Genomic DNA, 24,458 nt, shown 5'->3' with positions numbered 1-24,458 from the left:
TGTCAGGACACGCGTCGGAGCCCGGTCTCCCGAAGGGTGATGTTGAGCCGCCCGGTGAGACCCAAGGCCGGTTCGGCCGTCCCCGGGAACACCTTGGGTACCCCGTGGTGGACCCACCGCGAGGCCCCGCCGAAGACGAAGAGGTCGCCGGAGACCAGATCGACGTCCTGGTACGGCTGCCCCCGGCCCTCCTCGTTCCCGAAGCGGAACACGCACCGGTCGCCGAGGCTCAGCGACACCACCGGCGCGTCCGAACGCTCCTCCCGGTCCTGGTGCATGCCCATCCGCGCCCCCGGCGCGTAGAAGTTCACGAGCGCGGTGTCGGGAGTGAAACCGCCGTCGTCCCCGTACGCCTCGAAGACCGCCTCCCGGCCCAGGGCGACGAGCCAGCCGGGCAGTTCCACGCCCACCGTGTCGAGGTATCGATACGGCACCCACTGCCGGCCGAGGCACAGTGACCGCACCGACATGACACCCCCGCCGGGCAGCACGGTCTGCCGGTACGGCACGGGTCCGCGCCCCCACTCCCGGCAGGCGTCCACCAGCTCCCGCTGCCGCGCGAACGGGAGCCACGCGGGCACGTGCACGGCGCCGGGCGCGATCACGGCCCGCTCGCGGGGGAAGAGCCCCTCGGTCACACGAGGACCCCTTCGATGGCGAGGAGCCGTTCCTTCCGCTCAAGCCCGGCGGCGTACCCGCGCAGACTCCCGTCGGCCCCGATCACCCGGTGACAGGGCCGCACCAGAAGCAGTGGATTACGCCCGATCGCCGTCCCCACGGCCCGGACCCCGGCCCCGGCGGAACCGACCCGCCGGGCGATCTCCCCGTACGAGACGGTCGTGCCGTACGGAATCTCCTCCAGGACCCGCCAGACCCGCCGCTGGAACTCGGTCCCGGCGTCGCTCGCGACCGGCAGCTCGAACCGGTCCCGGCGCCCGGCGAAGTACTCACCGAGCTGCCCGGCGACCTCACCGAACACCTCGGGCGCGAGCGTCCAGCCCTCCTCGACCGCGACGGCGCCCTTCTGCCCCGGCAGGGACAGCGAACGCAGCACGGCACGACCCCCTCCGGCGAGCCGCCCGACAAGCAGCATCTCGCCCAGGGGGCCGTCGACGTACGCGTACACGGTCATGGCTGGTTCCTTTCCCCGCACGGGTCTTCCACGTCCCAGTGTGCGGGTCCCACCAAGCCCCAGGCTGGCGCTATTCGGACACGAGCCTCACGACCGCTACGAGGTCAGCGGTAGTTCACGAACTGGATCGCGAAGTCGAAGTCCTTGCCCTTGAGCAGCGTCTGCACGGCCTGCAGGTCGTCGCGGCTCTTCGAGCTGACCCGCAGCTCGTCGCCCTGGACCTGTGCCTTGACGCCCTTGGGGCCCTCGTCCCGGATGGCCTTCGCGACCTTCTTGGCGTTCTCCTGCGAGATGCCCTCGGTGACCGACGCGAAGAGCTTGTACTCCTTGCCGGACAGCTGCGGCTCACCCTCGACGTCCAGCGACTTCAGCGAGATCCCGCGCTTGATCAGCTTGGTCTGGAAGATGTCGAGGATCGCGTTGACGCGCTCCTCGCCGTTCGCCTGCATCAGGATCTTCTCGCCCGACCAGGAGATCGAGGCGTTGGTTCCCTTGAAGTCGTAGCGCTGGGAGATCTCCTTCACGGCCTGGTTGAGGGCGTTGTCGACCTCCTGCCGCTCGACCTTGGAGACGATGTCGAAACTGGAGTCGGCCATGACTCGTGGCTCCTTGCTCGGATGCTGTGGGGTACAGCCCAAAGCCTAGGGGGTGTGCCACGGCCCGAACCGCTGATCAATCCGGTGGCGGACCACCCCCGGGGATCAGGTATTGTTTACGTCGTTGCCACGGAACACCGCCGAAAAGCGGCTCCACGGCAGCAATCTCATGGCGATGTGCCCGAGTGGCCAATGGGAGCGGACTGTAAATCCGTCGGCTTAGCCTACCCAGGTTCGAATCCTGGCGTCGCCACGTGAAGAAGGTCCCCGGTGCTTGCACCGGGGACCTTCACTCGTTGTCCAGGTCAGTTTCCGGCCACGTCCTTCACCGCGACCGACAGCGGGGTCGAGCCCGCGATCAGTTCCAGGGTGAGGCCGGCCGTCGCCGGGGTGTCGAGGATCTCCGCGAGAGTCGCCGCCACGTCGTCGCGGGGCACCGGACCGTTGCCCGTACGGGCCTCCAGCCGGACCATGCCCGTGCCCGCGTCGTTCGTCAGGGTGCCCGGGCGCAGGATCGTCCAGTCCAGGGCCGCCCGCGCGCGGACCTCGTCGTCGGCGGACCCCTTGGCGCGGAGGTACGCGTCGAAGATCTCGTCGCCCGGGTGGGACGCGTCCGCGCCCATCGAGGAGACGACGACATAGCGCCGCACGCCCGCGCGTACCGCCGCGTCGGCGAAGAGCACCGCCGCCGCGCGGTCCACCGTGTCCTTGCGTTCCGCGCCGCTGCCCGGCCCCGCGCCCGCCGCGAAGACGGCCGCGCCGGCGCCCTGGAGGACCGCGGCGACCATCTCGACCGACGCCGACTCCAGGTCCAGGACGACGGGCTCGGCCCCCGCGTCCCTCAGGTCTCCGGCCTGTTCCGGTCTGCGGATGATCCCCGCGACCTCGTGCCCGCCCGCCGAGAGAAGCCTCTCCAGGCGCAGGGCGATCTGTCCGTGTCCTCCAGCGATGACGATGCGCATACTCACGACCGTACGACGGGACCGGCCGGAGGGCTTCCCGGCTCGGGCGGACGCTCCGGGCGCGTCTGGCGCGGCAGGTCCAGCGCCGCCGCCGAGTCGCAGTACTCCCGCACCGCGCTCGTCCGCGCCACCACCCGCCCCCGGTGCACCACGATCCGGCTGTACGCGAGGGACAGCACGCCCGACAGACGCTCGCCGCGCACCGCGAGCAGCTCCGCGGGGAAACCGGCCTCCACCCGCACCTCCGGCAGCCCCATCGCGCTCCGGCCCTCCGCGCTCACCGCCGCGTACGCCTCCTCGGGCGGCAGCCCGCCGAGCGAGGCCAGCAGGTACGCCGCCTCCAGCGGGTCCCCCCGCCCCACCGGGTTGGACACGTCCCGCAGCGCCCCGCTGCCCGCCGCGACCCGCACCCCGGCCGCCCGCAGCAGCCGTACGGGCGCGGCCCCGCGCCGCTCCGTACCCCCGCAGCCGCCCTGCGGCAGGCACACCACCGTCACCCCGGCCGCCGCCAGCTGGTCCGCCGCCCGCCGCGCCGCGTCGGCGGGAAGCCCGCCGAGGCCCCCACACGGCCCGATCGTCACCCCGGGCCGCAGCCCGCCGGCCATCGCCGCGAGCCGGGCGAGCCGGGCCGGGTCGTCCCCGTCGGTGTGCAGGTCGACCGGGACCCCGTGCTCCGCCGCGACCTCCAGGACCGCCTCCACGTATCCGGCCGGGTCCGGGTCGAGATCCGGACACCCGCCGACCACTCCCGCGCCCATCTTCACCGCGTCCCGCAGCATCGCGAGACCGTCCGCGCCCGCCACCCCGGTGAGCAGCCGGGGTACGGCCACGGCGGCGAGGTCCGCGAGGCCGCGCAGCGAGCGCCGGGCCTGGAGCACGGCTTCGAGCGGCCCGAGCCCCTGCACGTCGCCGATCCGCACGTGCGCGCGGAGCGCGGTCGCGCCGTGGCCGAGCTGGAGCAGCGCGGCCTCGGTGGCGCGGCGCTGCACGTCCTCGGGCGCGTACGAGACGGGGCCGGGGGAGTCGGCCGAGAGGGCCGTGTCGGCGTGGGCGTGGGGCTCGGCTGCGGCGGGCAGCAGCAGATAGCCGGCCAGGTCCACGCGCGCGCCCACGGCGGGGAGGCTCCCGGCCGTGCCGACGGCCTCGATCCGGCCGCCGACCAGCCGTACGTCCACGGTCCGGCCGTCGGTCAGCCGCGCGTGGGAGAGCAGGAGCGAGGCCGAGTCGGCGGTGGTGGCGGCCCCGTCGTCGGGCGGCTGGGGCTGCTTGCTTTCGGCTGACATCGGGGCTCCTCAAGGCTCCTCAAGATCAAGATCACGAAGCGTGGGGCCGAGCCTAGGGGCGCTCGCCACGACCTTCGAGGAGGAGCGCAATAGTCGTACCGATGAGGCCACGAGTGGCGTACGTGACACCTGGTGAGGACGGTTGCCCAGGGGCCGCGAAACGGATTTGGGTGATGGGCCGGAGACCGTGTAATGTCTTCCTCGCTCGCCCCAATAGCTCAGTCGGTAGAGCGTCTCCATGGTAAGGAGAAGGTCTACGGTTCGATTCCGTATTGGGGCTCTGGTGAGAAGGAACCCGTCTTCGGACGGGATCCGGATCATCAAAGCGGTGTAGCTCAGTCGGTAGAGCAAGCGGCTCATAATCGCTGTGTCACCGGTTCAAGTCCGGTCACCGCTACACACGGTAGCCGATTGCGGGGTCGGTCCTTCGATCGGCTACTCTTTTATGCGTTCATCCGTCCCATCCGTCCAAGGAGCACTCACGTGGCTGCCACCGACGTCCGCCCGAAGATCACGCTGGCCTGCGTGGAGTGCAAGGAGCGGAACTACATCACCAAGAAGAACCGGCGTAACAACCCGGACCGACTTGAGATGAAGAAGCACTGCCCTCGCTGCAACTCGCACACTGCACACCGCGAGACGCGTTAATCAGGCTCGTACACGAGGCCGTCCCCACCAGGGGGCGGCCTCGTGTCGTTTGTCGGCAACACCGGCATCATCGGCAACCAATCCAGGAGGTATCGAGTCCATGGCGCTCGACCAGTCCTTCGTGGGCCGGACCTATCCGCCCACCCCGCCCTACGAGGTCGGCCGCGAGAAGATCCGCGAGTTCGCCGAGGCGATCGGGGACGCCAACCCCGCGTACACCGACACCGAGGCGGCCAAGGCGCTCGGTCACCCTGAGGTGATCGCCCCGCCCACCTTTGTGTTCGCCATCACATTCAAGGCGGCCGGCGCGGTCATCGAGGACCCGCAGCTGGGTCTCGACTACAGCCGCGTCGTCCACGGCGACCAGAAGTTCGCCTACACCCGGCCCGTACGCGCCGGGGACCGGCTCTCGGTCACCTCCACCATCGAGTCGATCAAGTCCCTCGCGGGCAACGACGTCCTGGACATCCGCGGCGAGGTCCACGACGCCTCGGGCGAGCACGTCGTCACCGCCTGGACCAAGCTCGTCTCCCGCGCACCCGAGGGGGTCTGACCATGACCGCGAAGATCACCTATGACGAGGTCGAGGTCGGCACCGAGCTGCCCGCGCAGAGTTTCCCCGTGACGCGCGCCACGCTCGTCCGGTACGCCGGCGCCTCCGGGGACTTCAACCCCATCCACTGGAACGAGAAGTTCGCGGTGGAGGTCGGCCTCCCCGACGTCATCGCCCACGGCATGTTCACCATGGCCGAGGCGATCCGCGTCGTCACCGACTGGGCCGGCGACCCCGCCGCCGTCGTCGAGTACGGCGTCCGCTTCACCAAGCCGGTCGTCGTCCCCAACGACGACGAGGGCGCCCTCGTCGAGGTCAGCGCCAAGGTCGGCGCGAAGCTGGACGACCAGCGGGTGCGGGTGGACCTCACCGCGATGTGCGCCGGACAGAAGGTGCTGGGGATGAGCCGGGCCGTGGTCCGCCTCGCCTGAACCCGTGAAGCCCATATTCCATGCGTGCGCAATGGAATATGGGCTTTCTCGTACCCTTGAGCCCGTGCAGCTTCTCCACGACGCCCCCCTCGCCCCCCTGACCACCTTCCGGCTCGGCGGTCCCGCCGCCCGGCTCGTCACCGCCACCACCGACGACGAGGTCGTCGCCGCGGTCCGCGAGGCCGACGCCTCCGGGACGCCGCTCCTGGTCATCGGCGGCGGATCCAACCTGGTCATCGGGGACAAGGGTTTCGACGGCACCGCGCTGCGCGTCGCCACCACCGGCTTCTCCCTCGACGGGACCCGTCTCGAACTCGCCGCGGGCGAGGTCTGGACGGACGCCGTCGCCCGGACCGTCGAGGCCGGGCTCGCCGGGATCGAGTGCCTGGCCGGCATCCCCGGCTCGGCCGGCGCGACCCCGATCCAGAACGTCGGCGCGTACGGGCAGGACGTCTCCGCCACCGTGACCGAGGTCGTCGCCTACGACCGGCGCGCCGAGGAGACCGTCACCCTCACCAACGCCGAGTGCGCCTTCTCGTACCGGCACAGCCTCTTCAAGGACCACCCCGAGCGGTACGTGGTGCTGCGGGTCCGGTTCCGGCTGGAGGACGCGGACGGGCTCTCCGCGCCGATCAAGTACCCGGAGACCGCCCGCGCCCTCGGCGTCGAGGCGGGGGACCGGGTGCCGCTCGCGCAGGCCCGCGAGATCGTCCTGCGACTGCGCGCCGGCAAGGGCATGGTCCTGGACCCCGAGGACCACGACACCTGGTCCGCCGGGTCGTTCTTCACCAACCCGATCCTCAACGACGAGGAGTCCGCCGCCTTCCACGCGCGCGTGGCCGAGCGGCTCGGCGCGGACGTCACCCCGCCCGCCTTCCCCGCCGGCGAGGGCCTCACCAAGACCTCCGCCGCCTGGCTGATCGACAAGGCCGGGTTCACCAAGGGGTACGGCTCCGGCCCCGCGCGGATCTCCACCAAGCACACGCTCGCGCTCACCAACCGGGGCGAGGCGACCACCGAGGACCTGCTCGCGCTCGCCCGCGAGGTCGTCGCCGGGGTCCGGGACGCCTTCGGGATCACCCTGGTCAACGAGCCCGTCACGGTGGGCGTCGCGCTCTAGTACGCCACGCCCACACCCTGCTTGACCGTCGCCGGGTCGTCGATCATCGCCAGCATCGCGTGCGCCACGTCCGCGCGGGCCAGCGAGCGGCCCCGGGACGGGGTGCCGCCGACGACCGTGCGGTAGCGGCCGGTGCGCGGCTTGTCCGTCAGCTTGGGCGGGCGTACCGAGGTCCAGTCGGCGGTACTCGCGGCGAGGTCGGACTCCATGACCCGAAGGTCGGCGTAGACGTCCTTCAGGACCGTGTTGATGATCGCGAGGACGGCCTTGTCGAGGACCGCCTGACCGTCCGGGACCGGACCGAGCGGGGCCGCGCTGACCACCAGGAGGCGGCGCACCTTCTCCGCCTCCATGGCCGTGAGCACCGAGCGCGTCAGCCGGGCGGCCACCCCCGCGTCCGCGCGGGACCGGGCCCCGAGGCCGGAGAGGACCGCGTCCCGGCCCTTGACGGCGCCGCGGAGGGTCTCGGGGTCGGACAGGTCGGCACGGAGGACCGTCAACCGTTCACCCGTCGCCGTGAGCCCCGCGGGGTTCCGTACCACCGCCGTCACCTCGTGGCCCGAGGCGAGCGCCTGGCCGACGATCTCCCGGCCGATGCCGCCGGTCGCACCGAAGACAGTGAGCTTCATGTCGCACCCTCCCGGGGTGGGTAAGTGTTCACTCACCCCCAGGGTGGGTGGATACTCACTCACGCGTCAAGCGTCGCTGGAGGATGCATGGAACAGAAGCCGACCCGGGTACGGATCGTCGACGCGGCCCGCGACCTGATGCGGACGGCGGGGCTCGCCCGCACCACGACCAAGGAGATCGCCAAGGCCGCCGGCTGCTCGGAGGCCGCGCTCTACAAGTACTTCACCAGCAAGGAAGAGCTGTTCCTCGCCGTCCTCAGCGAGCGGCTGCCGCAGCTCGGCGGGCTTCTCGGCGCGCTCGCCGTCGACCCCGGCGGCCGCACCGTCGAGGAGAACCTGACCGAGATCGCCCGGCGGGCGGCCCTCTTCTACGAGCAGACCTTCCCTGTCGTCGCCTCCCTCTACGCGGAACCGCAGCTCAAGCAGCGCCACGACGAGGCCATGCGTGCGTACGGCAGCGGCCCCCACAAGCCCATCGAAGGCCTCGCCGCCTATCTGCGCGCCGAGCAGCGGCACGGCCGCATCGACGCCGACGCCGACCCGGTGGCCGCCGCGTCCCTGCTCCTCGGCGCCTGCGTCCAGCGCGCCTTCGCCTGGGAGACCACCCCGGACCGCAGACCGCCGGACTCCCTCGACGACTTCGCCCGCGCGCTCGCCCGCACCCTGCTCGGGGGACTCGGCCGGCGCCCCACCACCTAGCGATCCAGCACCCGGCGGTCCTTCAGGCGGCGATCCAGTCGTCGATCCCCGCGAGCAGCTTCGTCCGGATGCCCTCCGGAGCGGCCGAGCCCCGCACCGACTGCCTGGCCAGCTCCGCCAGCTCCGCGTCCGTGAACCCGTGGTGCCGGCGGGCGATCTCGTACTGCGCCGCGAGCCGCGAACCGAACAGCAGCGGGTCGTCCGCGCCGAGCGCCAGCGGCACCCCCGCCTCGAAGAGGGTCCGCAGCGGTACGTCCTCGTGCCTCTCGTACACCCCGAGCGCCACATTGGACGCCGGGCAGACCTCGCAGGTCACGCCCCGCTCCGCGAGCTTCCGCAGCAGCCTCGGGTCCTCCGCCGACCGCACACCGTGGCCGACCCGCGTCGCCCGCAGATCGTCCAGGCAGTCCCGTACGGACGCGGGACCCGTCAGCTCGCCGCCGTGCGGGGCCGCGAGGAGACCGCCGTCACGCGCGATGGCGAAGGCCCGGTCGAAGTCCCGCGCCATGCCCCGCCGCTCGTCGTTCGAGAGCCCGAAGCCCACCACGCCCCGGTCCGCGAACCGCACCGCGAGCCGCGCGAGCGTCCGCGCCTCAAGGGGGTGCTTCATCCGGTTCGCCGCGACGAGCACCCGCATCCCGAGGCCGGTGTCCCGCGCCGCCGCGTCGACCGCGTCCAGGATGACCTCGAGGGCCGGGATGAGCCCGCCGAGATGCGGCGCGTACGAGGTGGGGTCGACCTGGATCTCGAGCCACCCCGAACCGTCCCTGACGTCCTCCTCGGCCGCCTCGCGCACCAGCCGCTGGATGTCCTCGGGCGTCCGCAGACAGGAGCGGGCGATGTCGTAGAGCCGCTGGAAGCGGAACCAGCCGCGCTCGTCGGTCGCCCGCAGCTTGGGAGGCGTACCGCTGCTCAGCGCCTCGGGGAGGTGCACGCCGTACTTGTCGGCCAGCTCGATGAGCGTCGTGGGCCGCATCGAACCGGTGAAGTGCAGGTGCAGATGGGCCTTGGGCAGCAGGGTGATGTCGCGGTGTACGTGCTCCATTGAGCGATCCTGCCGCACCCGAACGGACGAAGACACCCCGTTTCCACGATCGGGACCTTGCTAGAACGCAAAAACGGGCCCCCGGTTCCGAAGAACCGGGGGCCCGCAGTGCGGGGGACCGCAATCAGTCGGTGGCCTCGGCGAGCAGCTTCTGCATGCGCGAGACGCCCTCCACCAGGTCCTCGTCACCCAGCGCGTACGACAGACGCAGGTAGCCCGGCGTGCCGAAGGCCTCGCCCGGGACGACCGCGACCTCGGCCTCGTCCAGGATCAGGGCCGCGAGCTCGACCGAGGTCTGCGGGCGCTTGCCGCGGATCTCCTTGCCGAGCAGCGCCTTCACCGAGGGGTACACGTAGAACGCGCCCTCCGGGGTCGGGCAGAGCACACCCTCGATCTCGTTGAGCATGCGCACGATCGTCTGGCGGCGCCGGTCGAAGGCGCGCCCCATCTCGGCGACCGCGTCCAGGTTGCCCGAGACGGCGGCGAGCGCGGCCATCTGCGCCACGTTGCTCACGTTCGAGGTGGCGTGCGACTGGAGGTTGGTCGCGGCCTTCACCACGTCCTTCGGGCCGATGATCCACCCGACCCGCCAGCCGGTCATCGCGTACGTCTTGGCGACACCGTTGACGACGATGCACTTGTCGCGCAGCTCCGGCATGACCGACGGCAGGGAGACCGCGGCCGCGTCGCCGTACACGAGGTGCTCGTAGATCTCGTCCGTCAGCACCCACAGACCGTGCTCGACGGCCCAGCGGCCGATCGCCTCGGTCTCGGCCTCGCTGTAGACGGCGCCGGTCGGGTTCGAAGGGGAGACGAAGAGGACGACCTTGGTCCGCTCCGTACGGGCCGCCTCCAGCTGCTCCACCGAGACGCGGTAGCCGGTGGTCTCGTCGGCGACGACCTCCACCGGGACACCGCCGGCGAGGCGGATCGACTCGGGGTACGTCGTCCAGTACGGCGCCGGGACGATGACCTCGTCGCCCGGGTCGAGGATCGCGGCGAAGGCCTCGTAGATCGCCTGCTTGCCGCCGTTGGTCACCAGGACCTGGGAAGCGTCGACCTCGTAGCCGGAGTCGCGCAGCGTCTTGGCGGCGATGGCCGCCTTCAGCTCCGGCAGACCGCCGGCCGGGGTGTAGCGGTGGAACTTCGGGTTCTTGCAGGCCTCGACGGCCGCGTCGACGATGTAGTCGGGGGTCGGGAAGTCGGGCTCACCCGCGCCGAAACCGATCACCGGGCGCCCAGCGGCCTTGAGGGCCTTGGCCTTGGCGTCGACGGCGAGGGTGGCGGACTCGGAGATCGCACCGATCCGGGCGGAGACCCGACGCTCGGTGGGAGGGGTAGCAGCGCTCATACGGCCCATCGTCCCAGACCGCTTCGCGGCCCGGCACACAGGTTTCACGGACCGGACACGAACGGGCATTCCCGGTCGTACGCGCGTCCGACAGCAGGTCGCTCGTGGTTTCTGTTCGACGCGGACCCCTCTGACCACGTATGCTCACTGCTCGTTGGCCCGCACCGACCACATCTCACGATGCGGTAGGTTGGGGGACACCAACAAAGGGTCGTAGCTCAATTGGTAGAGCACCGGTCTCCAAAACCGGCGGTTGGGGGTTCAAGTCCCTCCGGCCCTGCTACACACACCGCCAGGTGTTGTGCGCATGTACGTACTTCATTGCACCGCCGTGCGGCTCCACCCGGGCGCGGCACGGCCGACCCGGAATCAGGTGAGAGATCGTGACGGACGCCGTAGGCTCCATCGACATGCCTGATGCCGATGACGAGGCCTCCGACTCGAAGAAGAAGTCCCGTAAGGGCGGCAAGCGCGGCAAGAAGGGCCCTCTGGGCCGTCTCGCGCTCTTCTACCGTCAGATCGTCGCCGAGCTCCGCAAGGTCGTCTGGCCCACGCGCAGCCAGCTGTCGACGTACACCACTGTGGTGATCATCTTCGTCGTCATCATGATCGGCCTTGTCACCGTGATTGACTATGGCTTCCAGGAAGCAGTCAAGTACGTCTTCGGCTGACTTTTTGTTCCACCACTCTGTATCGCAGGAAGAAGCAGCCACCGTGTCTGACGCGAACCTGAACGACGCCTTCGAGTCCGAGTCCGTCGAGGACGAGCTGGACATCGTCGAGGCCGCCGACGAGGACCAGGCCGACGCTGCTGACGACGCTGCCGGCGAGGCCGCCGAGGAAGCCGCTCTCCACGTCGAGGACGAGGACGAGCAGGAGACCGACGAGGACGTCGACGCCGCCGAGGGCGACGAGGACGAGACCGTCGAGACCGCCGGGGAAGAGGCCGGGGCCGAGGACGAGGACGCCGAGGAAGAGACCGACGAGGAGGCCGAGCCGGCCGCCCCGGTCGACCCGGTCGCCGCGTTCCGCGAGGAGCTGCGCACCCTCCCCGGCGAGTGGTACGTCATCCACACCTACGCGGGCTACGAGAAGCGCGTGAAGGCGAACCTCGAGCAGCGTGCCGTCTCGCTCAACGTCGAGGAATTCATCTACCAGGCTGAGGTCCCCGAGGAAGAGATCGTCCAGATCAAGGGCGGCGAGCGGAAGAACGTCAAGCAGAACAAGCTTCCCGGGTACGTGCTCGTCCGCATGGACCTGACGAACGAGTCCTGGGGCGTCGTCCGTAACACCCCCGGCGTCACCGGCTTCGTGGGCAACGCCTACGACCCGTACCCGCTGACCCTGGACGAGATCGTCAAGATGCTCGCCCCGGAGGCCGAGGAGAAGGCCGCCCGCGAGGCCGCCGAGGCCGAGGGCAAGCCGGCTCCGGCCCGCAGGCTGGAGGTCCAGGTGCTGGACTTCGAGGTCGGCGACTCGGTCACGGTCACGGACGGCCCCTTCGCGACCCTCCAGGCCACGATCAACGAGATCAACCCCGACTCGAAGAAGGTCAAGGGTCTCGTCGAGATCTTCGGTCGCGAGACCCCGGTCGAGCTCAGCTTCGACCAGATCCAGAAGAACTGATCTCACAGGTTTCCGACCAGGTCAGAGTGGCTCTCGCAGCCGCTCTGACCTGCTCGGTTTTTAGCCGCGCGTCTATACCCGTTATCGTTGTGCGGTATGCCTCCATCCGGATGACCGGATGGCGGGCTGAACACTCTCACTAGGACCCGGAGAGAGCAATGCCTCCCAAGAAGAAGAAGGTCACGGGGCTTATCAAGCTCCAGATCAACGCCGGTGCGGCGAACCCGGCCCCGCCGGTCGGCCCCGCGCTCGGTCAGCACGGCGTCAACATCATGGAGTTCTGCAAGGCCTACAACGCCGCGACCGAGTCGCAGCGTGGCATGGTCGTGCCGGTGGAGATCACGGTCTACGACGACCGCTCCTTCACCTTCATCACGAAGACTCCGCCGGCCGCCAAGCTGATCCTCAAGGCCGCGGGTGTGGACAAGGGCTCCGGCGAGCCGCACAAGACCAAGGTCGCCAAGCTCACGGCTGCCCAGGTCCGCGAGATCGCCACGGTCAAGCTCCCCGACCTGAACGCCAACGACCTGGACGCCGCGTCCAAGATCATCGCTGGCACCGCCCGCTCCATGGGCATCACGGTCGAGGGCTGATCAAGCCCCCGTCAGACCACAGTGGTAGGGCCGGCGCGGCCCGCACCACGACTCCATACCTGAACCAACAGGAGAAGCAGTGAAGCGCAGCAAGGCTCTCCGCGGCGCGGACGCCAAGATCGACCGTGAGCGGAACTACGCTCCTCTCGAGGCCGTCCGCATCGCCAAGGACACCGCCACCACGAAGTTCGACGGCACCGTCGAGGTCGCCTTCCGCCTGGGTGTCGACCCGCGCAAGGCCGACCAGATGGTCCGTGGCACCGTGAACCTCCCGCACGGCACCGGTAAGACCGCCCGGGTCCTGGTCTTCGCGACCGGTGACCGTGCCGAGGCCGCGATCGCCGCCGGCGCCGACATCGTCGGCTCCGACGAGCTCATCGACGAGATCTCCAAGGGCAACCGCCTGAACGAGTTCGACGCCGTGGTGGCCACCCCGGACCTCATGGGCAAGGTCGGCCGCCTCGGCCGCGTCCTCGGCCCGCGTGGTCTCATGCCGAACCCCAAGGTCGGCACCGTCACGCCCGACGTGGCGAAGGCTGTGAACGAGATCAAGGGCGGCAAGATCGAGTTCCGCGTCGACAAGCACTCGAACCTGCACTTCATCATCGGCAAGGTCTCCTTCGACGAGACGAAGCTGGTCGAGAACTACGCCGCGGCTCTGGAGGAGATCCTCCGTCTGAAGCCGTCCGCCGCCAAGGGCCGCTACATCAAGAAGGCGACCCTGACGACGACGATGGGCCCCGGCATCCCGCTGGACTCCAACCGCACCCGTAACCTCCTCGTCGAGGAGGACCCGGCCGCGGTCTGAACCCCACGGGTTCACTGAGTGGTCAGCCGGCCCCGCACCTCTCCTGAGGTGCGGGGCCGGCTTCATGCCGCGGTCCGGAGCACGGTCCGCAGCAGGGTCCGGAGCAGGGTCCAAAGCCTGGTCGGAGCCTTGATCAGGGCGGATTTGCCCCGGGGCGGCCCGATCGCGTACTCTTCCGAAGAAGCCAAAGACCGCTGGTCGTTACTGCGCCCCCAGGGTGCGGTGGCCGAAGGATTCGCTGAGACGCGAACGACCCGCGCAGGTGATTGAGGAAGAGTTCCCGGATCTTCGTGATGCGGTAGAGCTGAGCCCCGAGCGCCTGCGCCGGGGCGTTTTGTTTTGTCAGCCCCTTCTGAGCGGTCCTCATCACCCGGAAGGAGGCCGACGCTCTATGGCAAGGCCCGACAAGGCTGCCGCGGTAGCCGAGCTTGAGGACAAGTTCCGCAGCTCGAACGCCGTCGTGCTGACCTCGTACACGGGGCTCACCGTGGCGCAGCTCAAGACGCTGCGTCGTTCGCTCGGTGAGAACGCCCAGTACGCCGTGGTGAAGAACACGCTGACCAAGATTGCGGCCAACCAGGCCGGGATCGCCGTGCTCGACGACCAGCTTGCTGGTTCGACCGCGGTCGCCTTCGTCACCGGTGACCCGGTGGAGTCGGCGAAGGCTCTGCGTGACTTCGCCAAGGACAACCCGAACCTCGTCATCAAGGGCGGTGTCCTTGATGGCAAGGCGCTGTCCGCCGACGAGTTCAAGAAGCTCGCGGACCTCGAGTCCCGCGAGGTTCTGCTCAGCAAGCTGGCCGGCGCGTTCAAGGGCAAGCAGTCTCAGGCTGCCTCGCTCTTCCAGGCGCTGCCGTCGAAGTTCGTCCGCACCGCGGAGGCGCTTCGCGTCAAGCTCGCCGAGCAGGGCGGTGCCGAGTAATTCGGCTCGCGCATTGATCCGCGCCGCCTAGTGCGCGGGTCGCAGCGGGCCGTTACGCCCGCCTCTACATACATCCGGCACCTGCCGAATTAGTGGAAGGATCGCCCATCATGGCGAAGCTCTCTCAGGACGACCTCCTCGCCCAGTTCGAGGAGATGACCCTCATCGAGCTCTCCGAGTTCGTGAAGGCGTTCGAGGACAAGTTCGACGTCACCGCCGCCGCGGCCGTCGCCGTTGCCGGCCCGGGTGCCCCGGCCGCCGCCGAGGCCGCCGAGGAGCAGGACGAGTTCGACGTCATCCTCGAGGGTGCCGGCGACAAGAAGATCCAGGTCATCAAGGTCGTGCGTGAGCTCACCTCCCTGGGCCTCAAGGAGGCCAAGGACCTCGTCGACGGCACCCCGAAGCCGGTCCTCGAGAAGGTCGCGAAGGAGGCCGCCGAGAAGGCTGCCGAGTCCCTCAAGGCCGCCGGCGCCTCCGTCACGGTCAAGTAAGACCGTTTCGAGTCGCTGAAGCTGACTCCCGCCCCCGTGTAACGCGAGGGCACCGAAAGGCGATCACCCTTCTGGGTGGTCGCCTTTCGGCGTTCCCGGGGAAGGGCGTGGCGGGGGCCTTGAGGGCCGCCGGAAGCGGAGTATGGTGATCTTCGCCGTGCGCCCCGCAGACCGGGGGGCCTTGACGAACCGCACGCAGCGCGCAATTCTCAGGACGCGTCGTCACAACGATCCGTTTCCGAGGCATGGATCGACGGCTGAACGGGCAGTATCGAGGTGCGCCACACGGCGCGAGGTACCGCGGAGTTGAGAGCAACGAGGGTCGCGAAGAACTCGCCCTGGACATCAGTGAGCCAAGTGGCTACACTGACCCTTTGCGCTGCCTGTTAGCTGCCCCCTGCCCGTCACCAGGGGCATACCTTCGCATCCGCTTCGTGGACCGACCCCGTCTGAACTGGCCCTTTCGGCCATATCAGGAAAAGTCTGCCGTGAAGCGATACAAGGGACCGGTACGCGCGTAGTGAGTCCGAGCCCTCGGAAGGACCCCCTCTTGGCCGCCTCGCGCAACGCCTCGACCAATACGAACAACGGCGCCAGCACCGCCCCGCTGCGCATCTCCTTTGCAAAGATCAAGGAGCCCCTCGAGGTTCCGAACCTCCTCGCGCTGCAGACCGAGAGCTTTGACTGGCTGCTCGGCAACGCCGCCTGGAAGGCTCGCGTCGAGGCTGCCCTTGAGTCGGGACAGGACGTCCCCACGAAGTCCGGCCTGGAAGAGATCTTCGAGGAGATCTCGCCGATCGAGGACTTCTCCGGGTCGATGTCGCTGACCTTCCGCGACCACCGTTTCGAGCCGCCGAAGAACTCGATCGACGAGTGCAAGGACCGTGACTTCACGTACGGTGCCCCGCTCTTCGTCACCGCTGAGTTCACCAACAACGAGACCGGCGAGATCAAGTCCCAGACGGTCTTCATGGGCGACTTCCCGCTCATGACGAACAAGGGCACCTTCGTCATCAACGGCACCGAGCGTGTCGTGGTGTCGCAGCTGGTCCGTTCGCCGGGTGTCTACTTCGACTCCTCCATCGACAAGACGTCCGACAAGGACATCTTCTCGGCCAAGATCATCCCGTCCCGGGGTGCCTGGCTGGAGATGGAGATCGACAAGCGCGACCTGGTCGGTGTCCGCATCGACCGCAAGCGCAAGCAGTCCGTCACCGTCCTCCTCAAGGCTCTCGGTTGGACCACCGAGCAGATCCTCCAGGAGTTCGGCGAGTACGAGTCCATGCGCGCCACCCTGGAGAAGGACCACACCCAGGGCCAGGACGACGCGCTGCTCGACATCTACCGCAAGCTGCGTCCGGGCGAGCCGCCGACCCGTGAGGCCGCTCAGACGCTGCTCGAGAACCTCTACTTCAACCCGAAGCGCTACGACCTCGCCAAGGTCGGCCGCTACAAGGTGAACAAGAAGCTCGGCGCCGACGAGCCGCTGAACGCCGGCGTGCTCACCACCGATGACGTCATCGCCACGATCAAGTACCTGGTCAAGCTCCACGCGGGCGAGACCGAGACGATCGGCGAGAACGGCAACGAGATCGTCGTCGAGACCGACGACATCGACCACTTCGGCAACCGTCGTCTGCGTAACGTCGGCGAGCTCATCCAGAACCAGGTCCGCACGGGTCTGGCTCGTATGGAGCGCGTCGTGCGTGAGCGCATGACCACCCAGGACGTCGAGGCGATCACGCCGCAGACCCTGATCAACATCCGGCCGGTCGTCGCCTCCATCAAGGAGTTCTTCGGCACCAGCCAGCTGTCGCAGTTCATGGACCAGAACAACCCGCTGTCGGGTCTGACGCACAAGCGTCGTCTCTCGGCGCTGGGCCCTGGTGGTCTGTCCCGTGAGCGGGCCGGCTTCGAGGTCCGAGACGTGCACCCGTCCCACTACGGACGCATGTGCCCGATCGAGACCCCGGAAGGCCCGAACATCGGTCTGATCGGTTCGCTCGCCTCGTACGGCCGCGTCAACGCGTTCGGCTTCATCGAGACGCCGTACCGCAAGGTCATCGACGGTCAGGTCACCGACGAGGTCGACTACGTCACCGCCGACGAGGAGGACCGCTTCGTCATCGCGCAGGCCAACGCCGCGCTCAACGACGACATGCGGCTCACCGAGAACCGCGTCCTGGTCCGCAAGCGTGGCGGCGAGGTCGACTACGTCCTGCCGTCCGAGGTGGACTACATGGACGTCTCGCCGCGCCAGATGGTGTCGGTCGCGACCGCCATGATCCCGTTCCTCGAGCACGACGACGCCAACCGTGCCCTCATGGGCGCGAACATGATGCGTCAGGCCGTCCCGCTCATCAAGAGCGAGGCGCCGCTGGTCGGTACCGGCATGGAGTACCGCTGTGCCACCGACGCCGGTGACGTGCTCAAGGCCGAGAAGGACGGTGTCGTCCAGGAGCTGTCGGCCGACTACATCACGGTCGCCAACGACGACGGCACGTACATCACGTACCGCCTGCACAAGTTCTCCCGCTCCAACCAGGGCACCTCTGTGAACCAGAAGGTCGTCGTGGACGAGGGCGACCGTGTGATCGAGGGCCAGGTCCTCGCCGACGGTCCCGCCACCGAAGACGGCGAGATGGCGCTCGGCAAGAACCTGCTCGTGGCGTTCATGCCGTGGGAGGGTCACAACTACGAGGACGCGATCATCCTGTCGCAGCGCCTCGTGCAGGACGACGTCCTCTCCTCGATCCACATCGAGGAGCACGAGGTCGACGCCCGTGACACCAAGCTCGGCCCGGAGGAGATCACCCGGGACATCCCGAACGTCTCCGAGGAGGTCCTCGCCGACCTCGACGAGCGCGGCATCATCCGTATCGGTGCCGAGGTCGTCGCCGGCGACATCCTCGTCGGCAAGGTCACGCCCAAGGGCGAGACCGAGCTGACCCCGGAGGAGCGCCTGCTCCGCGCGATCTTCGGTGAGAAGGCCCGTGAGGTCCGTGACACCTCGCTGAAGGTGCCGCACGGCGAGATCGGCAAGATCATCGGCGTCCGCGTCTTCGACCGCGAGGAGGGTGACGAGCTTCCCCCGGGCGTGAACCAGCTGGTCCGCGTCTACGTCGCCCAGAAGCGCAAGATCACCGACGGTGACAAGCTCGCCGGCCGTCACGGCAACAAGGGCGTCATCTCGAAGATCCTGCCGATCGAGGACATGCCGTTCCTGGAGGACGGCACCCCGGTCGACATCATCCTCAACCCGCTGGGTGTCCCGTCCCGAATGAACCCGGGACAGGTCCTGGAGATCCACCTCGGCTGGCTCGCCAGCCGCGGCTGGGACGTCTCCGGCCTCGCGGACGAGTGGGCGCAGCGCCTCCAGGCGATCGGCGCCGACCAGGTCGCCCCGGGCACCAACGTCGCCACCCCCGTCTTCGACGGTGCGCGTGAGGACGAGCTCGCGGGTCTGCTGAACCACACCATCCCGAACCGCGACGGCGAGCGCATGGTGCTCCCGACCGGTAAGGCGAGGCTGTTCGACGGCCGCTCCGGCGAGCCGTTCCCCGACCCGGTCTCGGTCGGCTACATGTACATCCTCAAGCTCCACCACCTGGTCGACGACAAGCTCCACGCTCGTTCGACCGGCCCGTACTCGATGATCACCCAGCAGCCGCTGGGTGGTAAGGCCCAGTTCGGTGGCCAGCGCTTCGGTGAGATGGAGGTGTGGGCGCTCGAGGCATACGGCGCCGCGTACGCCCTCCAGGAGCTGCTGACGATCAAGTCCGACGACGTGACCGGCCGCGTGAAGGTCTACGAGGCCATCGTCAAGGGCGAGAACATCCCTGAGCCCGGCATCCCCGAGTCCTTCAAGGTGCTCATCAAGGAGATGCAGTCCCTGTGCCTCAACGTGGAGGTGCTGTCCTCGGACGGCATGTCCATCGAGATGCGCGACACCGACGAGGACGTCTTCCGCGCAGCGGAGGAGCTCGGCATCGACCTGTCCCGGCGCGAGCCGAGCAGCGTCGAAGAGGTCTGACGGGAGTTCGGTCGGGGACTCGGCTCACCGCTGAGTCCCCGGCCGGCCCCAGGACCCCCGTATCAGACCCCAAGCCTTACAACCCTGAGAGGGATTGACGCATAGTGCTCGACGTCAACTTCTTCGACGAGCTCCGGATCGGTCTGGCCACCGCTGACGACATCCGTCAGTGGAGCCACGGCGAGGTCAAGAAGCCGGAGACCATCAACTACCGCACGCTCAAGCCCGAGAAGGACGGACTCTTCTGCGAGAAGATCTTCGGTCCGACCCGGGACTGGGAGTGCTACTGCGGCAAGTACAAGCGTGTCCGCTTCAAGGGCATCATCTGTGAGCGGTGTGGCGTCGAGGTCACCCGCGCGAAGGTGCGCCGTGAGCGGATGGGCCACATCGAGCTCGCCGCTCCCGTCACCCACATCTGGTACTTCAAGGGCGTCCCGTCGCGCCTTGGCTACCTGCTCGACCTCGCCCCGAAGGACCTCGAGAAGGTCATCTACTTCGCGGCGTACATGATCACGTTCGTCGACGACGAGCGGCGTACGCGTGACCTGCCCTCCCTCGAGGCGCACGTCTCCGTCGAGCGTCAGCAGATCGAGAACCGTCGCGACTCCGACCTGGAGGCCCGCGCCAAGAAGCTCGAGAACGACCTCGGTGAGCTTGAGGCCGAGGGCGCCAAGGCCGATGTGCGCCGCAAGGTGCGCGAGGGCGCCGAGCGTGAGATGAAGCAGCTGCGTGACCGTGCGCAGCGCGAGATCGACCGTCTGGACGAGGTCTGGTCGCGCTTCAAGAACCTCAAGGTCCAGGACCTGGAGGGCGACGAGCTCCTCTACCGCGAGCTGCGTGACCGCTTCGGCACGTACTTCGACGGTTCGATGGGTGCCGCTGCTCTGCAGAAGCGCCTGGAGTCCTTCGACCTCGAGGAGGAGGCCGAGCGCCTCCGCGAGATCATCCGTACCGGCAAGGGCCAGAAGAAGACCCGTGCGCTCAAGCGCCTCAAGGTCGTCTCCGCGTTCCTGCAGACCGCGAACAGCCCCAAGGGCATGGTTCTCGACTGCGTGCCGGTGATCCCGCCGGACCTTCGTCCGATGGTGCAGCTGGACGGTGGCCGCTTCGCGACCTCCGACCTGAACGACCTGTACCGCCGTGTGATCAACCGCAACAACCGTCTGAAGCGTCTGCTCGACCTCGGTGCCCCCGAGATCATCGTGAACAACGAGAAGCGGATGCTCCAGGAGGCGGTCGACGCCCTCTTCGACAACGGTCGTCGTGGTCGTCCGGTGACCGGTCCCGGTAACCGTCCCCTGAAGTCCCTCAGCGACATGCTGAAGGGCAAGCAGGGTCGATTCCGTCAGAACCTGCTCGGTAAGCGTGTGGACTACTCCGCGCGTTCCGTCATCGTCGTCGGCCCGCAGCTCAAGCTGCACCAGTGCGGTCTGCCGAAGGCCATGGCGCTCGAGCTCTTCAAGCCGTTCGTGATGAAGCGCCTGGTCGACCTGAACCACGCGCAGAACATCAAGAGCGCCAAGCGGATGGTCGAGCGCGGCCGCACGGTCGTGTACGACGTCCTCGAAGAGGTCATCGCCGAGCACCCGGTTCTGCTGAACCGTGCGCCCACGCTGCACCGCCTCGGCATCCAGGCCTTCGAGCCCCAGCTGGTCGAGGGCAAGGCCATCCAGATCCACCCGCTCGTCTGCACCGCGTTCAACGCGGACTTCGACGGTGACCAGATGGCCGTGCACCTGCCGCTCTCCGCGGAGGCGCAGGCCGAGGCCCGCATCCTGATGCTGTCCTCGAACAACATCCTGAAGCCCGCCGACGGCCGTCCGGTCACGATGCCGACCCAGGACATGGTCCTCGGTCTGTTCTTCCTGACCACCGACGGTGAGCTCCGTGACACCAAGGGCGAGGGCCGCGCGTTCGGCTCCACGGCCGAGGCGATCATGGCGTTCGACGCCGGCGAGCTCGCGCTGCAGTCGCAGATCGACATCCGCTTCCCCGTCGGCACCGTCGCTCCGCGTGGCTGGGTTCCCCCGGTCGCCGAAGAGGGCGACGACCACGTCGGGGCTGCCGAGTGGCAGCAGGGTGACTCGTTCCGTCTGCGTACGTCCCTTGGCCGCGCGCTCTTCAACGAGCTGCTGCCCGAGGACTACCCGTTCGTCGACTACTCCGTCGGCAAGAAGCAGCTCTCCGAGATCGTCAACGACCTCGCCGAGCGCTACCCCAAGGTCATCGTGGCGGCGACGCTCGACAACCTGAAGGCGGCGGGCTTCTACTGGGCGACCCGTTCCGGTGTCACCGTGGCCATCTCCGACGTCGTCGTGCCCGAGGCCAAGAAGGCCATCGTCAAGGGCTACGAGGAGCAGGACGAGAAGGTCCAGAAGCAGTACGAGCGCGGTCTCATCACGAAGGAAGAGCGCACTCAGGAGCTCATCGCGATCTGGACCAAGGCGACCAACGAGGTTGCCGAGGCGATGAACGCGAACTTCCCGAAGACGAACCCCATCTTCATGATGGTCGACTCGGGTGCCCGAGGAAACATGATGCAGATGCGTCAGATCGCGGGTATGCGTGGTCTGGTGTCGAACGCCAAGAACGAGACGATCCCGCGTCCCATCAAGGCGTCCTTCCGTGAGGGCCTCACCGTTCTGGAGTACTTCATCTCCACGCACGGTGCCCGTAAGGGTCTGGCGGACACCGCCCTGCGTACCGCCGACTCGGGTTACCTGACCCGTCGTCTGGTGGACGTCTCGCAGGACGTGATCATCCGCGAGGAGGACTGTGGCACCGAGCGCGGTCTGAAGCTGCGGATCGCCGAGCGTGGCGCCGACGGTGTCCTGCGCAAGACGGACGACGTCGAGACCTCCGTGTACGCGCGGATGCTGGCCGAGGACGTCGTCATCGACGGCAAGGTCATCGCGCCGGCCAACGTCGACCTGGGTGACGTGCTCATCGACGCCCTGCTCAACGCGGGCGTCGAGGAGGTCAAGACCCGTTCGGTCCTGACCTGTGAGTCCGCCGTCGGTACCTGTGCGTTCTGCTACGGCCGTTCGCTCGCCACCGGCAAGCTGGTCGACATCGGTGAGGCGGTCGGCATCATCGCCGCCCAGTCCATCGGTGAGCCCGGTACCCAGCTGACGATGCGTACCTTCCACACCGGTGGTGTGGCCGGTGACGACATCACCCAGGGTCTGCCCCGTGTCGTCGAGCTCTTCGAGGCTCGTCAGCCCAAGGGTGTCGCCCCGATCTCGGAGGCGGCCGGCCGCGTCCGTATCGAGGAGACCGAGAAGACCAAGAAGCTCGTCGTCACCCCGGACGACGGCACCGACGAGACGGCGTTCCCGATCTCGAAGCGTGCCCGTCTGCTCGTGGGCGAGGGCGACCACGTCGAGGTGGGCCAGAAGCTCACCGTGGGTGCCACCAACCCGCACGACGTGCTGCGGATCCTCGGTCAGCGCGCGGTCCAGATCCACCTGGTCGCCGAGGTCCAGAAGGTCTACAACTCGCAGGGTGTGTCGATCCACGACAAGCACATCGAGATCATCATCCGGCAGATGCTGCGCCGCGTGACGATCATCGAGTCCGGCGACGCGGAGCTGCTGCCGGGCGAGCTCGTCGAGCGCTCGAAGTTCGAGACCGAGAACCGTCGTGTGGTCACCGAGGGCGGTCACCCCGCCTCCGGCCGTCCGCAGCTGATGGGTATCACCAAGGCCTCGCTCGCCACCGAGTCGTGGCTGTCGGCGGCGTCCTTCCAGGAGACGACCCGAGTTCTGACGGATGCGGCGATCAACGCCAAGTCCGACAGCCTCATCGGCCTCAAGGAGAACGTCATCATCGGTAAGCTCATCCCGGCCGGTACGGGTCTGTCCCGCTACCGCAACATCCGGGTCGAGCCGACCGAAGAGGCCAAGGCCGCGATGTACTCGGCCGTCGGCTACGACGACATCGACTACTCGCCGTTCGGTTCGGGCTCCGGCCAGGCCGTTCCGCTGGAGGACTACGACTACGGTCCGTACAACCAGTAAGTAGTGCGAAACCGAAGGGCGGTCACCCCGATTGCGGGGTGGCCGCCCTTCGGCGTGCGTCGCGAAAGAGGGGTTACCTGGCGGTCAGCTCCCACACCGCGACGAGCGCCCCGGCGCTCGCGGCGAGCGCCATGATGCTGGTCAGCGGCCAGCGGGCGCGTTCGAGGGTGTCGAGGCGCGCCTCGTGGTCGGCGAGCTGCCGGTCGGTCTGGTCGCTGCGCTGGACGAGCAGGGCGAGTGCCCCGTCGACGCGGGCGAAGCCGGCTTCCAGGGTGCCGCGGAGCCGTTCCAGTTCGACGGCGACGGCCACGGGATCGTTCGGATCAGACTCGGTCATCGGCGCCGTCCGGGGTGGTGCGCAGCCAGGTGGGCAGCAGCTTCTGGACGCCGTCGAGGGCCATCACCCGGGTGAGGGCCCCGGAGACGGCGAGTGCCCCGGCCACCCAGGGGAGGGTGGCGGGGAGGCCGGAGGCGTCGACGATCGCGGGGAGGACGACGGCGATGCCGACGGCGGACTGGAGGACGGTACGGGCCGTGCGCTGGGCGGCATCGGACATCGGTGTGCTCCTTGGGGGAGGGTTATTTCGTGTACGGGACCTTCAGGGCGCTCCATGACGCGGCGCCGGGGATGCCGTCGGCGTCGGAGCCGCGGAAGCCGAGCTTGCGCTGCCACTTCGCGTAACTCAGCCGGTCGGCCTCGCTCCAGCGGGGGCCGGGGCCGACGGTGTACGCGGAGCAGCCCTCGGCGACGAGGCGGCGGCCCATGGCCGTGATGACCGGGGAGCTCGTCTCCTTGCGGAAGAACGAGGTGCCCGGGAACGGCTGGAGGCGGGGCGCGGCCGGCTTGCCGCTGCCGGGGGTGTTCTTGGCGGGGGCCTTGGCGAGCCGGGTCTGGACGCGGCCGCGGAGGGCCGGCATGCCGAAGCCCTTGGGGTCGCTCTTCCAGTCGGACCACTCCAGGTGGCCGATGACGGACTTGGCGCCCCAGCCGTGGGCCCGGCACAGGGCGGCGGAGGCCCGTTCGATGGCGTCGAGCTGGGCGGCCGGCCAGGGGTCGCGGCCGTCGCCGAGGTTGACGCACTCGAAGCCGTAGAAGCGGGAGTTGCCGTCGACGGCTCCGGGGCTGCCCTGGTGGACGCGCGGGGCCGGGGGCCGGTCGCCGTACGTCTCGGTGATCACGGCCTGGAGGACGGACGGGTCGCCGCCGCCGGCGTGGTTGGCGCGGCCGTTGCCGACGAGGTGGACGGTGCCGTCCTTGGCGATGACGCCGTGGCAGAGCGGTCCGGGCAGGCCGTCGTAGCCGTTGAAGCAGAGCTCGACGGAGGAGGCGGTTCCGGTGCTGACGGTGTGGTGGATCATCACGCCGGTGACCGGACCCCAGGCGCCGGTGTGGTTGCGGTGGTGGGAGCGCCAGCCGGGGTGTTCGACGACGGTGACGCCTTCGGCGCGGAGCGCGGCGACGAGCCGGTCCGCGGGGAGGGGAGTGGCCATCTGGTGTCCTCCGGACATGCGGGAGC

At 68.7% G+C, this 24,458-nt stretch carries 24 protein-coding genes and 4 tRNA genes; 17 read left to right on the top strand and 11 right to left on the bottom strand.

Annotated features, from left to right (window positions below):
- Positions 1-2 precede the first annotated feature (2 nt).
- From ACIRB7_RS02865 to ACIRB7_RS02855, 3 genes are all read right to left on the bottom strand, one after another.
- Positions 3-638 (bottom strand): alpha-ketoglutarate-dependent dioxygenase AlkB family protein, encoded by a 636-nt coding sequence (locus ACIRB7_RS02865; RefSeq protein ID WP_403591350.1) that lies wholly within the window; start codon positions 636-638, stop codon positions 3-5.
- Positions 635-1,132, bottom strand: coding sequence for a methylated-DNA--[protein]-cysteine S-methyltransferase (locus ACIRB7_RS02860; protein ID WP_403591347.1), 498 nt, complete (start codon positions 1,130-1,132; stop codon positions 635-637). The genes ACIRB7_RS02865 and ACIRB7_RS02860 overlap by 4 nt, the downstream gene beginning before the upstream one ends.
- Before the next feature lie 104 nt (positions 1,133-1,236).
- On the bottom strand, positions 1,237-1,728 hold the full coding sequence (locus ACIRB7_RS02855) for a YajQ family cyclic di-GMP-binding protein (protein WP_351213308.1): 492 nt from the start codon (positions 1,726-1,728) through the stop codon (positions 1,237-1,239).
- Positions 1,729-1,899: 171 nt separating this feature from the next.
- Between ACIRB7_RS02855 and ACIRB7_RS02850 the strand changes: the two genes are divergently transcribed.
- Positions 1,900-1,981, top strand: a tRNA-Tyr gene (locus ACIRB7_RS02850).
- Positions 1,982-2,033: 52 nt separating this feature from the next.
- On the opposite strand, the gene ACIRB7_RS02845 is transcribed toward ACIRB7_RS02850, so the two are convergent.
- Entirely contained in the window at positions 2,034-2,690 is a 657-nt protein-coding gene (locus ACIRB7_RS02845; RefSeq protein ID WP_403591344.1) for an NAD(P)H-binding protein, read from the bottom strand.
- Positions 2,691-2,692: 2 nt separating this feature from the next.
- Positions 2,693-3,973 (bottom strand): amidohydrolase family protein, encoded by a 1,281-nt coding sequence (locus ACIRB7_RS02840; RefSeq protein ID WP_403591341.1) that lies wholly within the window; start codon positions 3,971-3,973, stop codon positions 2,693-2,695.
- Between the two features lie 207 nt (positions 3,974-4,180).
- Between ACIRB7_RS02840 and ACIRB7_RS02835 the strand changes: the two genes are divergently transcribed.
- The 6 genes from ACIRB7_RS02835 to ACIRB7_RS02810 all read left to right on the top strand — a co-directional run bounded on the left by ACIRB7_RS02835 (position 4,181) and on the right by ACIRB7_RS02810 (position 6,725).
- Positions 4,181-4,253: transfer RNA gene (locus ACIRB7_RS02835), tRNA-Thr, on the top strand.
- A 44-nt stretch (positions 4,254-4,297) separates the two neighbouring features.
- Positions 4,298-4,370: transfer RNA gene (locus ACIRB7_RS02830), tRNA-Met, on the top strand.
- A gap of 86 nt (positions 4,371-4,456) precedes the next feature.
- The gene (gene rpmG, locus ACIRB7_RS02825) at positions 4,457-4,621 is read left to right on the top strand and encodes a 50S ribosomal protein L33 (protein ID WP_003956487.1); all 165 of its coding nucleotides are present in this window, start codon (positions 4,457-4,459) and stop codon (positions 4,619-4,621) included.
- Between the two features lie 100 nt (positions 4,622-4,721).
- The gene (locus ACIRB7_RS02820) at positions 4,722-5,174 is read left to right on the top strand and encodes a MaoC family dehydratase N-terminal domain-containing protein (RefSeq protein ID WP_351213343.1); all 453 of its coding nucleotides are present in this window, start codon (positions 4,722-4,724) and stop codon (positions 5,172-5,174) included.
- A gap of 2 nt (positions 5,175-5,176) precedes the next feature.
- Positions 5,177-5,605: a MaoC family dehydratase gene (locus ACIRB7_RS02815; RefSeq protein ID WP_403591338.1), complete on the top strand. Its 429-nt coding sequence runs from the start codon at positions 5,177-5,179 to the stop codon at positions 5,603-5,605.
- A 64-nt stretch (positions 5,606-5,669) separates the two neighbouring features.
- Entirely contained in the window at positions 5,670-6,725 is a 1,056-nt protein-coding gene (locus tag ACIRB7_RS02810; RefSeq protein ID WP_403591335.1) for a UDP-N-acetylmuramate dehydrogenase, read from the top strand.
- Here ACIRB7_RS02810 and ACIRB7_RS02805 read toward each other — a convergent pair.
- Positions 6,722-7,354, bottom strand: a complete 633-nt coding sequence (locus ACIRB7_RS02805) for an NAD(P)-dependent oxidoreductase (protein ID WP_403591332.1) — start codon at positions 7,352-7,354, stop codon at positions 6,722-6,724. The two genes, ACIRB7_RS02810 and ACIRB7_RS02805, sit on opposite strands and share 4 nt — an antisense overlap.
- Before the next feature lie 87 nt (positions 7,355-7,441).
- Here ACIRB7_RS02805 and ACIRB7_RS02800 point away from each other — a divergent pair, with 87 nt between their 5' ends.
- On the top strand, positions 7,442-8,053 hold the full coding sequence (locus ACIRB7_RS02800) for a TetR/AcrR family transcriptional regulator (RefSeq protein ID WP_403591329.1): 612 nt from the start codon (positions 7,442-7,444) through the stop codon (positions 8,051-8,053).
- A gap of 22 nt (positions 8,054-8,075) precedes the next feature.
- Here ACIRB7_RS02800 and ACIRB7_RS02795 read toward each other — a convergent pair whose 3' ends face one another.
- Together ACIRB7_RS02795 and ACIRB7_RS02790 are read right to left on the bottom strand one after the other, a co-directional pair.
- Positions 8,076-9,098: an adenosine deaminase gene (locus ACIRB7_RS02795; RefSeq protein ID WP_403591326.1), complete on the bottom strand. Its 1,023-nt coding sequence runs from the start codon at positions 9,096-9,098 to the stop codon at positions 8,076-8,078.
- A gap of 124 nt (positions 9,099-9,222) precedes the next feature.
- The gene (locus ACIRB7_RS02790) at positions 9,223-10,449 is read right to left on the bottom strand and encodes a pyridoxal phosphate-dependent aminotransferase (RefSeq protein WP_351213355.1); all 1,227 of its coding nucleotides are present in this window, start codon (positions 10,447-10,449) and stop codon (positions 9,223-9,225) included.
- Between the two features lie 207 nt (positions 10,450-10,656).
- On the opposite strand from ACIRB7_RS02790, the gene ACIRB7_RS02785 reads away from it, so the two are divergent.
- The 9 genes from ACIRB7_RS02785 to ACIRB7_RS02745 all read left to right on the top strand — a co-directional run bounded on the left by ACIRB7_RS02785 (position 10,657) and on the right by ACIRB7_RS02745 (position 22,941).
- A tRNA-Trp gene (locus ACIRB7_RS02785) sits at positions 10,657-10,729 on the top strand.
- 103 nt (positions 10,730-10,832) lie between these two features.
- The gene (gene secE, locus ACIRB7_RS02780) at positions 10,833-11,120 is read left to right on the top strand and encodes a preprotein translocase subunit SecE (RefSeq protein ID WP_351213357.1); all 288 of its coding nucleotides are present in this window, start codon (positions 10,833-10,835) and stop codon (positions 11,118-11,120) included.
- Between the two features lie 43 nt (positions 11,121-11,163).
- On the top strand, positions 11,164-12,075 hold the full coding sequence (nusG, locus tag ACIRB7_RS02775) for a transcription termination/antitermination protein NusG (protein WP_403591323.1): 912 nt from the start codon (positions 11,164-11,166) through the stop codon (positions 12,073-12,075).
- Between the two features lie 158 nt (positions 12,076-12,233).
- Positions 12,234-12,668 carry a 50S ribosomal protein L11 gene (gene rplK / locus ACIRB7_RS02770; RefSeq protein ID WP_315891551.1) on the top strand — a complete coding sequence of 145 codons (435 nt, stop codon included), beginning with the start codon at positions 12,234-12,236 and terminating at the stop codon, positions 12,666-12,668.
- Between the two features lie 79 nt (positions 12,669-12,747).
- Positions 12,748-13,476: a 50S ribosomal protein L1 gene (gene rplA, locus ACIRB7_RS02765; RefSeq protein WP_351901908.1), complete on the top strand. Its 729-nt coding sequence runs from the start codon at positions 12,748-12,750 to the stop codon at positions 13,474-13,476.
- 391 nt (positions 13,477-13,867) lie between these two features.
- Entirely contained in the window at positions 13,868-14,398 is a 531-nt protein-coding gene (rplJ, locus tag ACIRB7_RS02760) for a 50S ribosomal protein L10 (RefSeq protein ID WP_403591319.1), read from the top strand.
- Positions 14,399-14,508: 110 nt separating this feature from the next.
- A complete protein-coding gene (gene rplL / locus ACIRB7_RS02755; RefSeq protein ID WP_403591316.1) occupies positions 14,509-14,889 on the top strand; it encodes a 50S ribosomal protein L7/L12 in 381 nt (126 codons plus the stop codon).
- A 550-nt stretch (positions 14,890-15,439) separates the two neighbouring features.
- Positions 15,440-18,922, top strand: a complete 3,483-nt coding sequence (rpoB, locus tag ACIRB7_RS02750; protein WP_351213367.1) for a DNA-directed RNA polymerase subunit beta — start codon at positions 15,440-15,442, stop codon at positions 18,920-18,922.
- Between the two features lie 104 nt (positions 18,923-19,026).
- On the top strand, positions 19,027-22,941 hold the full coding sequence (locus tag ACIRB7_RS02745; RefSeq protein ID WP_403591313.1) for a DNA-directed RNA polymerase subunit beta': 3,915 nt from the start codon (positions 19,027-19,029) through the stop codon (positions 22,939-22,941).
- A gap of 73 nt (positions 22,942-23,014) precedes the next feature.
- Here the strand turns inward: ACIRB7_RS02745 and ACIRB7_RS02740 are convergent, their stop codons facing one another.
- From ACIRB7_RS02740 to ACIRB7_RS02730, 3 genes are read right to left on the bottom strand one after another with little or no spacing between them, the layout of a single operon-like run.
- Positions 23,015-23,278 (bottom strand): hypothetical protein, encoded by a 264-nt coding sequence (locus ACIRB7_RS02740; protein ID WP_351213371.1) that lies wholly within the window; start codon positions 23,276-23,278, stop codon positions 23,015-23,017.
- Positions 23,265-23,498 carry a hypothetical protein gene (locus ACIRB7_RS02735; protein ID WP_403591310.1) on the bottom strand — a complete coding sequence of 78 codons (234 nt, stop codon included), beginning with the start codon at positions 23,496-23,498 and terminating at the stop codon, positions 23,265-23,267. The genes ACIRB7_RS02740 and ACIRB7_RS02735 overlap by 14 nt, the downstream gene beginning before the upstream one ends.
- A 22-nt stretch (positions 23,499-23,520) precedes the next feature.
- Positions 23,521-24,432, bottom strand: coding sequence for a peptidoglycan-binding protein (locus tag ACIRB7_RS02730; RefSeq protein WP_403591307.1), 912 nt, complete (start codon positions 24,430-24,432; stop codon positions 23,521-23,523).
- Positions 24,433-24,458: the final 26 nt, after the last annotated feature.

Origin of the sequence: Streptomyces sp. NPDC093795 (genome assembly GCF_044764665.1) — a bacterium.
Lineage (GTDB): Bacteria > Actinomycetota > Actinomycetes > Streptomycetales > Streptomycetaceae > Streptomyces.
The sequence above is the reverse complement of the archived record's forward strand: the minus strand, read 5'-3'. Positions and strand labels throughout refer to the sequence as shown.

Coding starts and splice junctions, on each gene's coding strand:
- ACIRB7_RS02860 (WP_403591347.1), bottom strand. CDS start 1,132: ATGACCGTGTACGCGTACGTCGACGGCCCCCTGGGCGAGATGCTGCTT.
- ACIRB7_RS02855 (WP_351213308.1), bottom strand. CDS start 1,728: ATGGCCGACTCCAGTTTCGACATCGTCTCCAAGGTCGAGCGGCAGGAG.
- ACIRB7_RS02845 (WP_403591344.1), bottom strand. CDS start 2,690: ATGCGCATCGTCATCGCTGGAGGACACGGACAGATCGCCCTGCGCCTG.
- ACIRB7_RS02840 (WP_403591341.1), bottom strand. CDS start 3,973: ATGTCAGCCGAAAGCAAGCAGCCCCAGCCGCCCGACGACGGGGCCGCC.
- ACIRB7_RS02820 (WP_351213343.1), top strand. CDS start 4,722: ATGGCGCTCGACCAGTCCTTCGTGGGCCGGACCTATCCGCCCACCCCG.
- ACIRB7_RS02815 (WP_403591338.1), top strand. CDS start 5,177: ATGACCGCGAAGATCACCTATGACGAGGTCGAGGTCGGCACCGAGCTG.
- ACIRB7_RS02805 (WP_403591332.1), bottom strand. CDS start 7,354: ATGAAGCTCACTGTCTTCGGTGCGACCGGCGGCATCGGCCGGGAGATC.
- ACIRB7_RS02800 (WP_403591329.1), top strand. CDS start 7,442: ATGGAACAGAAGCCGACCCGGGTACGGATCGTCGACGCGGCCCGCGAC.
- ACIRB7_RS02795 (WP_403591326.1), bottom strand. CDS start 9,098: ATGGAGCACGTACACCGCGACATCACCCTGCTGCCCAAGGCCCATCTG.
- ACIRB7_RS02790 (WP_351213355.1), bottom strand. CDS start 10,449: ATGAGCGCTGCTACCCCTCCCACCGAGCGTCGGGTCTCCGCCCGGATC.
- rplK (WP_315891551.1), top strand. CDS start 12,234: ATGCCTCCCAAGAAGAAGAAGGTCACGGGGCTTATCAAGCTCCAGATC.
- rplJ (WP_403591319.1), top strand. CDS start 13,868: ATGGCAAGGCCCGACAAGGCTGCCGCGGTAGCCGAGCTTGAGGACAAG.
- rplL (WP_403591316.1), top strand. CDS start 14,509: ATGGCGAAGCTCTCTCAGGACGACCTCCTCGCCCAGTTCGAGGAGATG.
- ACIRB7_RS02740 (WP_351213371.1), bottom strand. CDS start 23,278: ATGACCGAGTCTGATCCGAACGATCCCGTGGCCGTCGCCGTCGAACTG.
- ACIRB7_RS02735 (WP_403591310.1), bottom strand. CDS start 23,498: ATGTCCGATGCCGCCCAGCGCACGGCCCGTACCGTCCTCCAGTCCGCC.
- ACIRB7_RS02730 (WP_403591307.1), bottom strand. CDS start 24,432: ATGGCCACTCCCCTCCCCGCGGACCGGCTCGTCGCCGCGCTCCGCGCC.